Annotated in this window: 16 protein-coding genes; 10 read left to right on the top strand and 6 right to left on the bottom strand. The window is 70.5% G+C overall.

The annotated features are described in order from the left end of the window. The first annotated feature begins 14 nt into the window (after positions 1–14). From ACZ5GP_RS15355 to pstB, 7 genes are all read left to right on the top strand, one after another. Entirely contained in the window at positions 15–2,378 is a 2,364-nt protein-coding gene (locus tag ACZ5GP_RS15355) for an RNA degradosome polyphosphate kinase (protein ID WP_468751311.1), read from the top strand. 1 nt (position 2,379) lies between these two features. After that, positions 2,380–3,390 (top strand): CHAD domain-containing protein, encoded by a 1,011-nt coding sequence (locus tag ACZ5GP_RS15350; RefSeq protein ID WP_468751762.1) that lies wholly within the window; start codon positions 2,380–2,382, stop codon positions 3,388–3,390. Beyond that, positions 3,387–3,842: an NUDIX hydrolase gene (locus ACZ5GP_RS15345; protein WP_468751310.1), complete on the top strand. Its 456-nt coding sequence runs from the start codon at positions 3,387–3,389 to the stop codon at positions 3,840–3,842. The genes ACZ5GP_RS15350 and ACZ5GP_RS15345 overlap by 4 nt, the downstream gene beginning before the upstream one ends. A 177-nt stretch (positions 3,843–4,019) precedes the next feature. After that, complete coding sequence (pstS, locus tag ACZ5GP_RS15340; RefSeq protein WP_468751309.1) at positions 4,020–5,147, top strand: phosphate ABC transporter substrate-binding protein PstS; 1,128 nt, start codon at positions 4,020–4,022, stop codon at positions 5,145–5,147. Between the two features lie 112 nt (positions 5,148–5,259). Then, positions 5,260–6,282, top strand: coding sequence for a phosphate ABC transporter permease subunit PstC (gene pstC, locus ACZ5GP_RS15335; protein ID WP_468751308.1), 1,023 nt, complete (start codon positions 5,260–5,262; stop codon positions 6,280–6,282). Next, a complete protein-coding gene (pstA, locus tag ACZ5GP_RS15330; RefSeq protein ID WP_468751307.1) occupies positions 6,279–7,352 on the top strand; it encodes a phosphate ABC transporter permease PstA in 1,074 nt (357 codons plus the stop codon). The genes pstC and pstA overlap by 4 nt, the downstream gene beginning before the upstream one ends. Positions 7,353–7,405: 53 nt before the next feature. Beyond that, positions 7,406–8,182, top strand: coding sequence for a phosphate ABC transporter ATP-binding protein PstB (gene pstB, locus ACZ5GP_RS15325; RefSeq protein ID WP_358585043.1), 777 nt, complete (start codon positions 7,406–7,408; stop codon positions 8,180–8,182). A gap of 116 nt (positions 8,183–8,298) precedes the next feature. On the opposite strand, the gene ACZ5GP_RS15320 is transcribed toward pstB, so the two are convergent. Both ACZ5GP_RS15320 and ACZ5GP_RS15315 read right to left on the bottom strand, forming a co-directional pair. Further along, entirely contained in the window at positions 8,299–9,297 is a 999-nt protein-coding gene (locus ACZ5GP_RS15320; protein WP_361083471.1) for an inorganic phosphate transporter, read from the bottom strand. A gap of 7 nt (positions 9,298–9,304) precedes the next feature. Continuing rightward, a complete protein-coding gene (locus tag ACZ5GP_RS15315) occupies positions 9,305–9,925 on the bottom strand; it encodes a DUF47 domain-containing protein (protein WP_358585040.1) in 621 nt (206 codons plus the stop codon). Positions 9,926–10,123: 198 nt separating this feature from the next. Between ACZ5GP_RS15315 and ACZ5GP_RS15310 the strand changes: the two genes are divergently transcribed. Further along, positions 10,124–10,483, top strand: coding sequence for a metal-sensitive transcriptional regulator (locus tag ACZ5GP_RS15310; RefSeq protein WP_468751306.1), 360 nt, complete (start codon positions 10,124–10,126; stop codon positions 10,481–10,483). 292 nt (positions 10,484–10,775) lie between these two features. On the opposite strand, the gene ACZ5GP_RS15305 is transcribed toward ACZ5GP_RS15310, so the two are convergent. Together ACZ5GP_RS15305 and ACZ5GP_RS15300 are read right to left on the bottom strand one after the other, a co-directional pair. Then, positions 10,776–10,967: a hypothetical protein gene (locus ACZ5GP_RS15305; RefSeq protein WP_468751305.1), complete on the bottom strand. Its 192-nt coding sequence runs from the start codon at positions 10,965–10,967 to the stop codon at positions 10,776–10,778. A gap of 95 nt (positions 10,968–11,062) precedes the next feature. Further along, entirely contained in the window at positions 11,063–11,887 is an 825-nt protein-coding gene (locus ACZ5GP_RS15300; RefSeq protein ID WP_468751304.1) for an SCO4651 family lipoprotein, read from the bottom strand. Positions 11,888–12,039: 152 nt separating this feature from the next. On the opposite strand from ACZ5GP_RS15300, the gene ACZ5GP_RS15295 reads away from it, so the two are divergent. Both ACZ5GP_RS15295 and ACZ5GP_RS15290 read left to right on the top strand, forming a co-directional pair. Further along, complete coding sequence (locus tag ACZ5GP_RS15295; protein ID WP_468751303.1) at positions 12,040–12,195, top strand: hypothetical protein; 156 nt, start codon at positions 12,040–12,042, stop codon at positions 12,193–12,195. 72 nt (positions 12,196–12,267) lie between these two features. Then, on the top strand, positions 12,268–13,839 hold the full coding sequence (locus tag ACZ5GP_RS15290; RefSeq protein ID WP_468751302.1) for an FAD-binding oxidoreductase: 1,572 nt from the start codon (positions 12,268–12,270) through the stop codon (positions 13,837–13,839). A gap of 40 nt (positions 13,840–13,879) precedes the next feature. On the opposite strand, the gene ACZ5GP_RS15285 is transcribed toward ACZ5GP_RS15290, so the two are convergent. Both ACZ5GP_RS15285 and ACZ5GP_RS15280 read right to left on the bottom strand, forming a co-directional pair. Beyond that, a complete protein-coding gene (locus tag ACZ5GP_RS15285) occupies positions 13,880–14,593 on the bottom strand; it encodes a phosphatase PAP2 family protein (protein WP_468751301.1) in 714 nt (237 codons plus the stop codon). 279 nt (positions 14,594–14,872) lie between these two features. After that, entirely contained in the window at positions 14,873–15,862 is a 990-nt protein-coding gene (locus ACZ5GP_RS15280; protein ID WP_468751300.1) for a C40 family peptidase, read from the bottom strand. Positions 15,863–16,166: the final 304 nt, after the last annotated feature.

Genomic DNA, 16,166 nt, shown 5'->3' with positions numbered 1-16,166 from the left:
GCGACGCTCGCCCAATGACGCCCGCCGTGCCCGACCCGCCACCGGCGAACGCGCCGGAGACAGACCGGCTGCGCCTCGCTCCCGCGCTCTCCGACGCGCCCGTCGGCGTGCCCGCGCGGAACAATGGGCACATGAGCCACCCGAACCCGCAGGGACAGGTCCAGCACGCCCAGCCTTCCGTCGGATCCATCGCGGCGCACAGGCCGCACACCATCGCCGCCACCATCTCCGACCTCGCCCCGGACATCGACGCCGACCTCGACACGTACGACGAGGACTCCCAGGTGGGGCACGACGGCGTCGAGCTGCCGCAGGGGCGCTTCCTGGACCGGGAGCGCAGTTGGCTCGCGTTCAACGAACGCGTCCTGGAACTGGCCGAGGACCCGCAGACGCCCCTCCTCGAACGGGCGAACTTCCTCGCGATCTTCGCCTCGAACCTCGACGAGTTCTTCATGGTCCGCGTCGCCGGCCTCAAGCGCCGCATCGCGACCGGCGTCGCCACCCGCTCGGCCTCCGGGCTCCAGCCCCGCGAGGTCCTCGAACTCATCTGGAACCGCTCCCGCGAGCTCATGGCCCGGCACGCCGCCTGCTACCACGACGACGTGGCGCCCGGCCTCGCCGACGAGGGCATCCAGCTGGTGCGCTGGCACGAGCTGACCGAGAAGGAGCAGTCCCGGCTCTTCACGCTCTTCCGGCAGCAGATCTTCCCCGTCCTGACCCCGCTGGCCGTCGACCCCGCGCACCCCTTCCCGTACATCTCGGGGCTCTCGCTGAACCTCGCCGTGGTCGTGCGCAACCCGGTCTCCGGCCACCACCACTTCGCACGCGTGAAGGTCCCGCCGCTGCTCTCCCGCTTCCTGGAGGCCTCCCCCCAGCGCTACGTCCCCATAGAGGACGTCATCGCCGCTCCCGCGCACCTCCAGGAGCTGTTCCCGGGCATGGAGATCCAGGAGCACCACATGTTCCGGCTCACCAGGAACGAGGACCTGGAGGTCGAGGAGGACGACGCGGAGAACCTCCTCCAGGCCCTGGAGAAGGAGCTGATGCGGCGCCGCTTCGGCCCTCCGGTGCGCCTGGAGGTCGAGGAGAGCATCGCCCCGAACGTCCTGAGCCTGCTGGTGCGCGAGCTGAAGATCAGCGAAGCCGAGGTCTATCCGCTGCCCGGCCCGCTCGACCTCACCGGCCTCTTCAGCATCGCCAAGCTGGACCGGCCCGAGCTGAAGTACCCCAAGTTCGTGGCCGGCACCCACCGCGACCTCGCCGAGGTCGAGTCGGCGTCCGCCCCCGACATCTTCGCCGCCCTTCGCGAACGCGACGTACTCCTGCACCACCCGTACGACTCCTTCTCCACGTCCGTGCAGGCGTTCTTGGAGCAGGCGGCGGCCGACCCCGACGTCCTCGCCATCAAGCAGACGCTGTACCGCACCTCGGGCGACTCCCCGATAGTCGACGCGCTCATCGACGCCGCCGAGTCCGGCAAGCAGGTCCTCGTCCTGGTCGAGATCAAGGCCCGCTTCGACGAGCAGGCCAACATCAAGTGGGCGCGGAAGCTGGAGGAGGCCGGCTGCCACGTCGTCTACGGCATCGTCGGCCTGAAGACCCACTGCAAGCTCTCCCTCGTCGTACGCCAGGAGGGCGACACCCTCGTCCGCTACTCGCACGTGGGCACCGGCAACTACCACCCGAAGACCGCCCGCCTCTACGAGGACCTCGGCCTGCTCACCTCCAACGCGGAGGTCGGCGCGGACCTCTCCGACCTCTTCAACCGCCTCTCCGGATACTCGCGGCGCGAGACCTACCGCCGGCTGCTCGTGGCCCCCAAGTCCCTGCGCGACGGCCTCGTCTCGCGCATCGACAAGGAGATCCAGCACCACCGCGCGGGCCGCCCCGCCTACGTCCGGATCAAGGTCAACTCCATGGTCGACGAGGCGATCATCGACTCGCTGTACCGCGCCTCGCAGGCCGGCGTCGAGGTGGACGTGTGGGTGCGCGGCATCTGCGCGGTCCGGCCGGGCGTCGCGGGGCTCTCCGAGAACATCCGCGTACGATCCGTCCTCGGCCGCTTCCTGGAACACTCCCGCCTCTTCGCCTTCGGCAACGGCGGCGAACCGGAGGTGTGGATCGGCAGCGCCGACATGATGCACCGCAATCTCGACCGCCGTATCGAGGCGCTGGTCAGGGTCCAGGACCCGGCGCACCGAGCGGCCCTCGGCCGGCTCCTGGAGACCGGCATGTCGGACACCACCGCCTCCTGGCACCTGGGCGCGGACGGCAACTGGACCCGCCACTCGGTGGACCAGGACGGCCAGCCCCTGCGGAACGTGCAGGAGATGCTCATAGACGCCCGGAGGCGCCGGCGTGGCACAGCGAAACCCTGAGATGACGGGCACACCCGGCACGGAGAGCGAGGTCCTCGCCGCCCATCTGCGGGACCAGGCAACGGAGTTCCTCCGCTCGCTGCGGCTGCACCGCGAGGCCACGACGGACGCGCGGGGCGCCGAGGAGGCCCTGGCGGCGGCCCGCGCCCTGCGCCGCGCGGCCCGCCGCCTCAGCGCCGCGCTGCACACCTTCCGGCCGCTCCTGGACGCGGAGTGGGCGGCCGCCCTGCGCCCTGAACTCGCCTGGCTCTCGGGGACGCTGGCCCAGGAACACGCGTACGCGAGCCGCCTGACCCGCCTCCTGGACGCCCTGCACCGCCTCTCGGGCCCTTCGCCGCTGCCGGGCCCCGCCGCACCGGAGGGCGGCACCAGAGGCGACAAGCGGGGCACCGCTCCCCGCGGCCTGACCGTCGGGGCCGCCAAGGCCGCCGCCCTCCTGGAGCGGCAGCTGACCCTGGCGAGGACCCGGGCCCACTCCACGGCCCTCCAGGCGCTCGGCTCCTCCCGCTTCCACGCCGTGGCCGACAGTGTCGCCGTACTGGCCAGCGAAGTCCCCCTGAGCGGCTGCGCGGACGACCTGAAGCCGCTGGCCGCCCGGGCCGAGTCGGACCTCGCAGAAGCGGTCGCCGCGCTCCCTCTCGGCCAGGCCGGACACCCGTACAACGCGGAGGCCCTGACGCACGGCCTGGCCGCCGAGACCGCCCCCGACACCCAGGACGCCCCCTGGCTGACGGTCCGCTCCCTGCTGCGCCTGCACCGGTACGCCCAGGAGGTGCTGTTGGGCCACGTCCCCCCGGAGCCCCGCCTGGCCGACGCGAGCCGGGCCCTCGACCTCCACCGCGAGGCGGCCGCCGCGGCGTCGGCGGCGGCCCAGGCGGCCCGCACCCCCCGCATCGCCCCGGCGACGGCGTACGCCCTCGGCGTGCTCCACGCCGACCAGCGCCACGAGGTCGAGGCGGCGAGGTTCAGCTTCCAGCGGGCCTGGCAGCACGAGCCGGTGAGCGCGGGATGACGTACGAGACGACGGGCGAGGACGGCGTCGGGGACGGCGGGAGCAAGAGCACCGTCCTCGCCGCGGGCTGCGTCCTGTGGCGCCGCTCCCCCGCCGGCGGCGCGCTGGAGATCTGCCTGGTCCACCGCCCCAAGTACGACGACTGGTCGCACCCCAAGGGCAAGCTGAAGGCCGGCGAGTCCCCGCTGGCCGCCGCCCTGCGCGAGGTCGAGGAGGAGACGGGGCACCGCTGCACGCCCGGCGCCCGGCTGCCCACCGTGCGCTATGCCGCGCAGGGCCGCCCCAAGCGGGTCGACTACTGGGCGGCGCGGGCCGGCACCGGTCGGTTCACGCCCCGTCGCGAGGTCGACCGCATCATCTGGCTGCCCCCGGCGGCGGCCCGCGACCGGCTCACCCAAGTGCGCGACCGGGAGCTCGTCGACGCCCTGCTCAGGGTGCTTACCCTGCCGTAGCCGACCGGCTACGTTCCGTGGGGCGATGTCGCACCAGGCCGACCGCCGAGGTTCACCCCCCGTTCACTCCGGCCGCTCGGTGGCTTCACCTGTACTGCCTAATTTCGGCCTTACCAAGACAGACATCGCACGCCGCCAGCACCGGGCCGGCGGCTCCCGGAAGGAAAAACCCGAAAAGTGAAGCTTCAGCGCAAGAACCGGCTCCGCGCCCTCTCCCTCGGCGCCCTCGCCGTCTCCGGCGCCCTGGCCCTCACGGCGTGCGGCTCCGACGACACCAGCGGCTCGGGCGACGGCGGCAAGGAGACCAACGCCAACGCCAACATCAAGTGCGACGACGCCAAGGGCCGCCTCGCGGCCTCCGGTTCGTCCGCGCAGAAGAACGCGATCGACGCCTGGCGGAAGGTCTACACGACCAACTGCAAGGACGTGCAGCTGAACTACAACCCGACGGGTTCGGGCGCCGGCATCACCGCGTTCCTCCAGGGCCAGACGGCGTTCGCCGGTTCCGACTCCGCGCTCAAGCCCGATGAGATCGCCAAGTCGAAGAAGGTCTGCAAGGACAGCCAGGCCATCGACCTGCCGATGGTCGGCGGCCCGATCGCCATCGGTTTCAACGTCCCCGGCGTCGACAAGCTGACCCTGGACGCCAAGACCCTGGCCGACATCTTCAACGACAAGATCAAGACCTGGGACGACAAGGCGATCGCCAAGCTCAACCCCGACGCCAAGCTCCCCAAGACGAAGGTCCAGGCCTTCCACCGCTCCGACGAGTCGGGCACCACGGACAACTTCACCAAGTACCTCAAGGGCGCCGCCCCCGCCGCCTGGCCCTACGAGCCGGGCAAGTCGTGGGAGCCCAAGGGCGGCCAGTCCGCGAACGGCTCCGCCGGTGTCGCGGGCCAGGTCAAGCAGACCCCGGGCGCCATCTCCTACTTCGAGCTGTCCTACGCGGGCGAGGGCATCAAGACCGTCGACCTGAAGACGGGCGCCAAGGAGCCGGTGAAGGCCACCGTCGACAACGCCTCCGAGGCGATCTCCGAGGCCAAGGTCGTCGGCAAGGGCAAGGACCTCGCCCTCGAACTGAACTACAAGCCCACCGCCGAGGGCGCCTACCCGATCACCCTGGTGACGTACGAGGTCGTCTGCGAGAAGGGCAACAAGGCCGACACGCTCGCCGCCACCAAGTCCTTCCTGACCTACATCGCGAGCGAGGACGGCCAGAACGTCCTCAAGGAGAACGACTACGCGCCGATCCCGGCCGAGATCATCACCAAGGTCCGCTCCACCGTCGCGAGCCTGAGCTAGCTGAACCGAGTGCGGCCGGCCCCACGGACCGGGCCGGCCGCACCGTCCGGTGCACCGCCGCCACGGAGCGCCCGCCACCGGCGCGGGCCGGCTCCGCAGACCGGAGAACCCCATGGACATATCCAGCAACACGACCGCACCCCCTCCCGTCGCCGACGTGCAGCCCGCCGCCCCCGTGAGCAAGGCCGCCGCACGCGGCGCCACCCGCCCGGGCGACCGGATCTTCCTCGGGTTCTCCCGGGGCTCAGGCATCGCGCTCCTCGCGGTCATGGCCGCCATCGCCGCGTTCCTCACCTACCGCACGGCCCTCGCGCTCGCCGACAACACGGGCAACTTCCTCACCACCTTCGAGTGGGACCCGGCCGGCGCGAGCACCGGGGGCAAGCCGTACTTCGGCATCGCCGTCCTGGTCTTCGGCACCGTGGTCAGCTCGCTGATCGCCCTGGTGATCGCCGTCCCCGTCGCCATCGGCATCGCGCTGTTCATCTCGCACTACGCGCCGCGCAAGCTGGCCACCCCCATCGCCTACGTGATCGACCTGCTGGCCGCCGTGCCCTCGATCGTGTACGGCCTGTGGGGCGCCCTCGTGGTCGCGCCCAACCTCACCGGGCTCTACAGCTGGCTCGACGACTACTTCGGCTGGACCGGCGTCCTGGAGTACAACGGCGGCGCCCCGCGCTCCCTGATGACCGTCGGCATCCTCCTCGCGATCATGATCCTGCCGATCATCACCAACGTGAGCCGCGAGGTCTTCCTCCAGGTCCCGAAGATGCACGAGGAGGCCGCCCTGGCCCTCGGCGCGACGCGCTGGGAGGTCATCCGCATGTCGGTGCTGCCCTTCGGCCGCTCCGGCATCATCTCCGCCTCGATGCTGGGCCTCGGCCGCGCGCTCGGCGAGACGATCGCCGTCGCCACCGTGCTCTCCCCGTCCTTCCTGATCAACGCCTCCGTGCTCGACTACGGCGGCGGCACCTTCGCACAGAACATCGCCAGCAAGTTCAACGAGGCCAGTGAGTACGGCCAGGACGCGCTCATCGCCTCCGGCCTGGTCCTGTTCGTCATCACCCTGCTGGTCAACGGCGCGGCCCGCCTGATCATCGCGCGCCGCAAGGAGTACTCGGGGGCCAACGCATGAGCACCACGACACCCACCCCGACCGGGCCGCTCACCAAGCGCCCCTCGACGCTCCGGGCGGCCAGCCTGCCGCGCTGGTCCCCCCTCGCCGTCGCCCTCGGCTCGATCGCCGTCGCCGTGGGCATCGGCGTCGGGGCCGGCCTGGACAGCCGCATCCAGTGGGGGCTGATCGCCGCCCTGCTGTTCATCGTCGGGTCCTACGTCCTCGCGATGACCGTCGAGGGCACCCGCCAGGCCAGGGACCGCCTGGCCACCTCGCTGGTGTGGGTCATGTTCCTGCTGGCCATCGTCCCGCTGGCGTCGCTGATCTACGAGACCGTCCAGCGCGGCAGCGAGGTCTTCGACGTCTACTTCCTGACGCACTCCATGGGCGTCCTGTCCGACGACGAGACCGGCGGCGGCATCTACCACGCCCTCATCGGCACCCTCCAGCAGGTGCTGCTGGCCTCCGTCATCGCCGTGCCGATCGGCCTGCTCACCGCGATCTACCTCGTGGAGTACGGGCGGGGCAAGCTCTCCAAGGTCATCACGTTCTTCGTGGACGTCATGACGGGCATCCCCTCGATCGTCGCGGGCCTGTTCGTCCTCAGCTTCTGGATCCTCATCCTCGGCTTCGGCTACTCCGGCTGGGCCGGCGCCATGGCGCTCGCCATCCTGATGATGCCGGTGATCGTCCGCTCCACCGAGGAGATGCTCAAGCTCATCCCGAACGAGCTGCGCGAGGCCTCGCTCGCCCTCGGCGTGCCGAAGTGGCGGACCATCCTCAAGGTAGTCCTGCCCACCGCGATCGGCGGCATCACCACGGGCGTCATGCTCTCGGTGGCCCGCATCGCCGGTGAGACGGCGCCGGTCCTGCTCCTGGTCTGGGTGAACCCCCTGATCAACACGAACCCCTTCGAGGGCTCGCAGGCCTCCCTGCCGCTGTACGTCTACCAGCAGTACGCGGCCGGCACCGACGCGTCGTACGACCGGGCCTGGGCGGCGGCGCTCGCCCTCATCGGCTTCATCATGATCCTCAACCTGGCGGCCCGCGGCGTAGCGCGCTGGAAGGCCCCCAAGACGGGCCGCTGAGCGGCCATATCAGCGACCTTTCTCGCAGAACCCCGAAAGAAGCAGTGATCCTCATGGCCAAGCGAATCGACGTATCGGGCCTGACCGCCTACTACGGCTCCCACAAGGCGATCGACGACATCTCGATGACCGTGGAGCCCCGCTCGGTGACGGCCTTCATCGGCCCGTCCGGCTGCGGCAAGTCCACGTTCCTGCGCACCCTGAACCGCATGCACGAGGTCACTCCCGGCGGCCGCGTCGAGGGCAAGGTCCTCCTGGACGACGAGGACCTCTACGGCAGCGGTGTGGACCCGGTGTCCGTGCGCCGCACGATCGGCATGGTCTTCCAGCGCCCCAACCCCTTCCCTACGATGTCGATCTACGACAACGTCGCGGCGGGCCTGCGGCTCAACGGCTCGTACAAGAAGTCCGAGCTGAACGACGTCGTGGAGAAGTCCCTCAAGGGCGCGAACCTCTGGAACGAGGTCAAGGACCGCCTCAACAAGCCCGGCTCGGGCCTCTCCGGCGGCCAGCAGCAGCGCCTGTGCATCGCGCGGGCCATCGCCGTCGAGCCGCAGGTGCTGCTGATGGACGAGCCCTGCTCGGCGCTCGACCCGATCTCCACCCTCGCCATCGAGGACCTGATCGGCGAGCTGAAGGAGCGCTTCACCATCGTCATCGTCACGCACAACATGCAGCAGGCGGCGCGTGTCTCGGACCGCACGGCCTTCTTCAACCTCTCCGCGGTCGGCCAGCCCGGCAAGCTCGTGGAGATCGACGAGACGGAACGGATCTTCTCCAACCCGTCCGTGCAGGCCACCGAGGACTACATCTCGGGCCGCTTCGGCTAGGGCGTACGGACTCCCCGCGGTGCTGCATGGCGGTGCCACCGCGGGGGCAACAAGAAAGGCCCGCCCCTGGCTCCCGGGGGCGGGCCTTTCGTACGACTGTCCTGGCGTCGCCGGTGCTACAGGAACGCGAGGTTCACGATCCAGAAGCTGACCGCGGCGACCAGCGCGGCCGCCGGCATGGTGATGAACCAGCCCAGAATGATGTTCTTGGCGACGCCCCACCGCACCGCGTTGACGCGCTTGGTGGCGCCCACGCCCATGATGGCGGAGGTGATGACGTGGGTCGTGGAGATCGGCGCGTGGAACATGAACGCGGTGGTGAACATGATGCCCGCGCCGGTCGTCTCGGCGGCGAAGCCCTGCGGCGGGTCCAACTCGATGATCTTGCGTCCGAGGGTCCGCATGATGCGCCAGCCGCCCGCGTACGTGCCGAGCGACAGCATCAGCGCACAGGCGATCTTGACCCAGATCGGGATGGGCGCGTCCGCGCTCTGCACGTCGGAGATGACCAGGGCCATCACCACGATGCCCATCGTCTTCTGCGCGTCCTGGAGACCGTGGCCGAGCGCCATGCCGGCCGCCGACACCGTCTGCGCGATGCGGAAGCCGCGCTTGGCCTTGTGCGGGTTGGACCTGCGGAACATCCACATGATCGCGCACATCACCAGATAGCCGACGATGAGGCCGACGAACGGGGAGAGGAACATCGGGATGACGATCTTGTCGATCACCCCGGACCAGATGACCCCGATCCCGCCGGCGAGCGCCGCGCCGACCATGCCGCCGAAGAGCGCGTGCGAGGAGGAGGAGGGCAGCCCGAAGTACCAGGTGACGAGGTTCCACACGATCGCGCCGATCAGGGCCGCGAAGAGGATCCACATGCCCTTGTCGCCGTGCGGGGTCTCGATGATCCCCTCACTGACGGTCTTGGCGACGCCGCTGCCCATGAAGGCACCGGCGAGGTTCATCACCGCGGCCATGGCGAGCGCCGCGCGGGGCGTCAGGGCGCGGGTGGAGACGGAGGTGGCGATGGCGTTCGCGGAGTCGTGAAAGCCATTCGTGTACGTGAAGCCGAGCGCGACGCCGATGGTCACGATCAGAGCGAAGGTGTCCATGGAGGGGTCAGGACTCCTTGACCGCGATGGTCTCCACGGTGTTCGCCACGTGCTCGAAGGCGTCGGCGGCCTCTTCGAGGACGTCCACGATCTGCTTGAGCTTCAACACCTCGATGGCGTCGTACTTGCCGTTGAAGAGCTGGGCGAGGAGCTTGCGGTGGATCTGGTCGGCCTGGTTCTCCAGACGGTTGACCTCGATCCAGTACTCGGTCAGGTTCGACATCGTCCGCAGGTTCGGCATGGCCTCGGCCGTCAGCTCGGCGGCCCGTGCCAGGACCTCGATCTGCTGCTCGACGCCCTTGGGGAGTTCCTCGACCTGATACAGGACGACCAGGTCGACGGCCTCCTCCATGAAGTCCATGATGTCGTCCAGGCACGACGCGAGGTTGTAGATGTCCTCGCGGTCGAACGGCGTGATGAACGAGGAGTTCAACTGGTGGAAGATCGCATGCGTCGCGTCGTCTCCCGCGTGTTCCGCGGCCCGCATACGCTCTGCGATCTCGGCCCGCGCGGAAGAGTCCGCTCCGAGCAGTTCCATGAGGAGCTTCGAGCCCGTGACGATGTTGTCCGCGGATGCGGCGAACATGTCGTAGAAGCTCGTCTCCCTGGGGGTCAGACGAAAGCGCACGTGGGGTCCTCGGGGTGCTCTGGATGCGGTCAGGCTGATGCTAGGCGCATCATCCGGCCACGGCTAACCGGCCGCTCCCCAGTGTCGCCCATCAGGCACAGTGGTCGGCACACCCCCCGGCACATCGGCTAAAATATACCCACCAGGGGTATACGGATCAGTAGGAACACCCCCAGCCCCTTCCAGGAGGAGGACGCGATGACCACCACGGACGCGGCAGCGGTGACCCCGGAGGCGGCTGGAGGGCCCTCCGAGCACGGTGATCACGCTCACGGTGTGCACGGGTACCACAAGCAGAAGGACGAACACCTCAAGCGCCTGCGCCGCATCGAGGGGCAGATCCGCGGCCTGCAGCGCATGGTCGAGGAGGACGTCTACTGCATCGACATACTCACGCAGGTCTCGGCGAGCACCAAGGCGCTCCAGTCCTTCGCCCTCCAGCTCCTGGAGGAACACCTGCGGCACTGCGTGGCCGACGCGGCGGTCAAGGGCGGCGCGGAGATCGACGCGAAGGTGGAAGAGGCGACGAAGGCCATCGCGCGGATGCTCCGCACGTAATCGCTCCCGCGAGGGGGCGGGGGCGGGGGGCTTATCCCTACCCCCCAGGCTGGGCGAGGCCGCTCATCCGAAGCGAAAGCCGCCCGCTGCGCGGACTTCTCCCACCCACCCGAGCACCCCGCATCAACCGCGAGGCAGGGCCCTCCACCGCGCGTCGCTGGACCCGCACCGCGGCCTGAGGCGACGACCGCCCACCCCGCCCGATGGCCCGTGGCCGCGTGTCTGTTCGTTCACCGACCGACGCGGGGTAAACGGGCGGGTGGGTGGGAGACATCCGCCGCGGAGCGGCGGGTCAGGCGGGGTCACCCTGGTCGGAGAGCGCCTCGCGGGAGTCGTAGACCCGCAGCACCTCGTCGATCCGGTCAAAGCTCAACCGCTCGACCGCCGCACTCGCCGCGATGATGAGTTCCCCGCACAGCTCGATCTCGGCGAGGGCGACGTGGTCCTGAACCGCTGTACCGCCACGCAAAGGAGCCACGTTCATCACCTCTTCCTGGACCCGTACCGACTTCCTAGAGTAGGGAGCGGCCTACACACCGCGCATGGCACGGACGGACCATTTCCACCAGCCGTACGCGACTAGGGACCGGCGATTTTCCCGGCGAAGATGTCCTTCTCGGCCGGAAGTCGCACCCCCACCGCGACCCCGAACCGGTAGAGCAGTGTGGTCGACGCCACATCGGCGTCGGAGACGGTGAACCGCTGACGCAGCTTCCTCACCCGCCCCACCCCGTCGACGTACACGTCGAACGGCACCCTCCCCTTGCTGAACCCTTTCGCTGCCGCCGCCCCCAACGCCCCCCGCTGACCTGCGGAAGCCTCCTTCGCCGCGGCCCGCAGATCGACGACCCCGCGGTAGTGCCGCACCTCGACGCCCCCGACCCGCCCCTCCCCCACGTACGTCACCTGCCGCGCCCCGCGCAGCAGTTCGGCGGCCGCGAGGGGATCCGTGGCACCGCCGGTGACGAGGTTCCCGTCGGAGAGCGAACGTGTCTCGATCCGCACCCACTTGTCGGCCGGCACCCCCGCCCCGCGGTTCTTCATGTAGAGCGCCCCGCCGGCCATCAGCTCGGTGATCGGCCGCCGCGCCGGGCCCCCGGCGGGGTCCTGCGGGAGCACCACCTTGAACTGCCCGAGCCGGCGCCGGAAGTCGTAGGCGCCCTCGCCCCGCACGGTCACCCGCGTCCCGCCGCTGGCCATCTCCATGGACGTATGCGCCCTGGCGCTGCCGGCCCGGACGAGCAGGTCGGCGGAGCGCCGCACCACCTCCGCGGGCTTCCCGGGGGCCCCGGCCCCGCCGCCCTCGGCGACGGCGCCGTCCGAGCAGCCGGTGACGACGGCCGTCAGCCCCGCCGCCACGACCGCGGCGACCGCTCGGCCGGTGCGCCTGTGCTGCTGCCCCATCGCCTGTTACCCCCAAGCGTTTCCGCGCTTGTGTCGATCCCCCCGTTCTCCCGGTTAACGACCGGTACGGGGAGCCGTCACGCGGCGACCCCCGCACCGAACCCGCCCGAACCCGCCCGACCGGGTTCACCCTGGCTCGGTACCGTGACAGCGTGGCCGATCAGGAAGTCCCCGCATCCCACCGCACGACCACGGTCGAGAAGGGCCGGTTCACCGCGGCCCACTGCTCCTGCGGCTGGCGCGGCCCGGCCCGCAGGGCCCGCAGCAAGGCCCGCACGGACGCCGCCGAACACGAGGCGTCCCCCTGAACCTCTGTGCGCCGTGGGGAACCCGCCCGCCCCGCGCGCCGTCTCGTTCTGCGGGAAGCAACGGGAGGTGTCATGGAACGACGTACGTTCATCGGTACTGCGGCCGCCACGCTGGCCGCCGCCACGGTCGCCGGCTGCACGGGAAGCGACTCACGGGCGGGAGCGGCGCCGAGCACCGGTGGCAGCGGCGGTGCCACCACGCCCCTGCGGACGACGAGCGCCGCCTCGTCCTCGCCCGCCACCCTCAAGGCGCTGGCCAGGGACCTGGACGGCACCCTGGTGCGGCCCGGCGAGGCCAAGTGGGCGGCGGCCCGGCAGCTGTACAACACGCGCTTCGACGACCTGTCGCCCACGGCCGTGGCGTACGTCGCGCACGAGGACGACATCCGCACCGCCCTCGCCTACGCCCGCGCCCACCGCACCCCGGTCGCGATACGCAACGGCGGCCACTCGTACGCGGGTTGGTCCTCCGGCACCGGCCGCCTGGTCATCGACGTATCGAAGTTGAGCAAGATACGGGCGAGCGGCACGACGGCCACGATCGGCGGCGGGGCCAAGCTGATCGACGTCTACCGCTCGCTCGCCGCGAAGGGCGTCACGATCCCGGCCGGTTCCTGCCCGACCGTCGGCATCTCGGGGCTCACGCTCGGCGGCGGCCACGGCGTGGTCTCGCGCGCGTACGGCCTGACCTGCGACAGCCTCACCTCCGCGACGCTGGTCACGGCGGACGGCAAGCAGCTCACCGCCTCCGCGTCGGAGCACAAGGACCTCTTCTGGGCGCTGCGCGGTGCGGGCAACGGCCAGTTCGGCATCGTCACCGAGCTGTCGTACCGCACGCGTCCCGCGCCGCAGGGCGTCTCCGCGTACATGTCCTGGCCCTGGTCGAAGGCGGCGGCGGTCGTCAGGGCCTGGCAGCAGTGGGGCCCGGACCAGCCGGACGAGATCTGGTCCTCCCTGCACCTGGCGAACACCCCGGGCGGCACCCCGACCGTCTCCGTCGCCTGCTTCTCGCTGGGCACGTACGGCGAGCTGCAGAACGCCGTCGACCGCCTCGCCGACAAGATCGGCTCCCCGGCGCGCAGCGTCTCCCTGAAGCGGCGGTCGTACGAGGACGCGATGGAGGTGTACGCGGGCTGCTCGTCGTTCGCCACCGACGCCCAGTGCCATCTGCCGGGCACGACACCGGGGCGCAGTCCGCAGGGCGCCCTCAAGAGGGAGACGTACGCGGCGAGTTCGGACTTCTTCGACCGCTCGCTGTCGGCGGCGGGGATCCGCGCGCTGCTGTCGCAGATCGAGAACGTGACGGGTGCGAGCGCCGGCAGCATCGCGCTGACCGCGCTCGGCGGCGCCATCAACCGCGTCGACCCGACGGCGACGGCGTTCGTGCACCGCCGTTCGCGGATGCTGGCGCAGTACATCGCGTCGTGGCGCGCGGGGACCTCGGGGACACCGGCGCGAGCGTGGCTGAAAAAGGCGCATGGGGCGATGGGGCCGTACGCGTCCGGTGCGGCGTACCAGAACTACACGGACCCGACGCTGACGAACTGGCGTGAGGCGTACTTCGGTGACGCGGCGCCCCGCCTGAAGAAGCTCAAGAAGCAGTACGACCCGGGCCGCTTCTTCGACTTCCCGCAGGCGCTGTGAGGCCCCGGGGGGCATACCGTGCCGGGACCGGCGGGACCCCCTAGGCGGCGAGGTCCCGCTCGTCGGGGTCGGCCGTGAGGCGGGCGGGTGTCGCCGGCTCGCTCAGCGGGGCGGCGACCGGGCCGACCCGGCGGTCCCACACCAGCCATCCGACGTGCCGGGACCGCCCGACCGCCTTGGCGAGCGGCGTGAGCAGCGCCATGGCGAGCGGGGACAGGAGGAGGGCGACGGCCGTGCCGAGCGCGAAGCCGCCGACCACGTCCGTCGGGTAGTGCACGCCCATGAAGACCCGGCACAGGCCCTCCAGGGCCGCGAGGCCGAGGCCGACGAAGCCGAACCTGCGGTGCGCGACGAAGAGCGCGGCGCCGATGGCCATGGCGAGCGTCGCGTGGTCGCTGACGAAGGAGAAGTCGTCCTTGCCCTCGACCAGGACGTGGATGCCGGCGTGATCGCGGAAGGGGCGGGGCCGCTCCACGAAGCCTCTGATCGGGACGTTGACCAGCACCGCGATACCGGCGGCCAGGGGCGCCCAGACGACGGCGGCGACCGCCGAGGCGGCGTCGTCGAGGGCGCCCCTCCTGCGCTGGCCCCACCAGCACCACACCACGAGCAGCACGAGGGCGATCAGCAGGCCGTACTCCCCGACGAACGCCAGGGCGCGGTCGAGCCAGTGCGGCGTCTCCCGCGTCAGGCCGTTGATGTCGTAGAGCAGGCCGACGTCGGGGTTCGACCCGGATTCATCGAGTCCAGCCATGGCGCTGCGGCCCCTTGTCTCCTAGCCCACGGGCGCACCTTCTGGGCGCCCTTTCCATCAACCCCCGCGGTCGGTCCAGTCAAGGGAACGCTCGGTCCCCACCCCTACGTTCCACTCTCCACCGAAAGATCACTCAGACGTTACCGAAGAGAGACACATCACCGCAGCTCAGGGGAGTGTTTTAACGGAGAGTTCAAGCCACGTCACACCTCGCGCGCGCCTCCGCACGCCCCCTGTTCGCCTCCGTACGCCTGCCTGCCGAGGCCTCGGGCGGCCGGTTCAGAGCGCCTTCGCCCCTTCGTCCGTCACACGAGTCGCGCCAAAATAATCCGGTGTGTCGATCGGGTCGAAGCGGATGACGGCACCGGCGCGCGGGGCGTTGATCATGTAGCCCCCGCCGACGTAGATCCCGACGTGCCGGATGGCGCGCGAATTGGTGAGGTCGTCCGAGAAGAAGACCAGGTCGCCGGGGAGCAGCTCGTCCCGCTTGGGGTGCGGCCCCGCGTTGTACTGGTCGTTGGCCACGCGCGGCAGCGTCACGCCGACGGAGCGGTAGGCGGCCAGGGTGAGACCGGAGCAGTCGAAGCGGCCGTTCTGCTCGGGCGTGCCGTTGCCGCCCCACAGGTAGGGGGTGCCGAGCTTCTTCTGCGCGAAGTAGATCGCCCCCGCCGCCTGCTGCGAGGGCTGCACGCGTCCCACGGGCCGGGCGAAGCTCTTGGAGAGCGTGGTGATCGTCTTCACGTAGTTCTGCGTCTCGCGGTAGGGCGGCACGCCGCCGTACTTGAGCACGGCGTACGCGCCCGCGTTGTACGCCGCGAGCATGTTCTTCGTGGGGTCCCCGGGGGCGTCCTTCACGTAGCCGGCGAGCTTGCAGTCGTACGAGGCCGCGGACGGGATGGCGTCCTGCGGGTCCCAGATGTCGCGGTCGCCGTCACCGTCGCCGTCGACGCCGTGCGTGGCCCAGGTCCCCGGGATGAACTGCGCTATCCCCATCGCCTTGGCCGGGCTCCTCGCGCGCGGGTTCCACCCGCTCTCCTGATAGAGCTGGGCGGCGAGCAGCGCGGGGTTGATGGCCTTGCAGAGATTGCCCCACTTCTGGACGAGGGGCTGATACGTCGCGGGAACGGCGCCCTTGGCGAGCCCGACGGACCCGCCGCTCGCGCCGCCGGCGAGGCTTCCCGCCGCCATGTACGTCCCGACGACGAGGAGCGCGATGAAGCTGAGGGCACCCCCGAGCCCGACGGCCGCGACCAGCCACGCCTTACGCACCGTCAACCACCCCTCACCCGCCGGGAGTCCGCCGCCGCTCAGTGTAGAGGCCGCGTACGACCGTGACAGGAAGCATGCGCGCATCGGGCCCAGCCGCCGGACCGGGTGCCCTCCCCCCTTCCGCTCACCGCCCCCCCACCGCTCACAACTTTGCTCGATCATTACGAGCCAACCGCGCTCGGTCACGGGCCGGAAGCGATGCGTTTGAGCGGATATGGGGCCCCGCTCGCCCCACCCATCGCTGGTCCCACCCCTCCCTCATCGATAGCTTGGTTCACTCCAGTGAACCCTCACCCTCCGGGAG

This window comes from Streptomyces sp. NPDC031466 (assembly GCF_055581265.1).
Note: the sequence above shows the minus strand (reverse complement) of the source record. Positions and strands in the feature narration are given on the sequence as shown.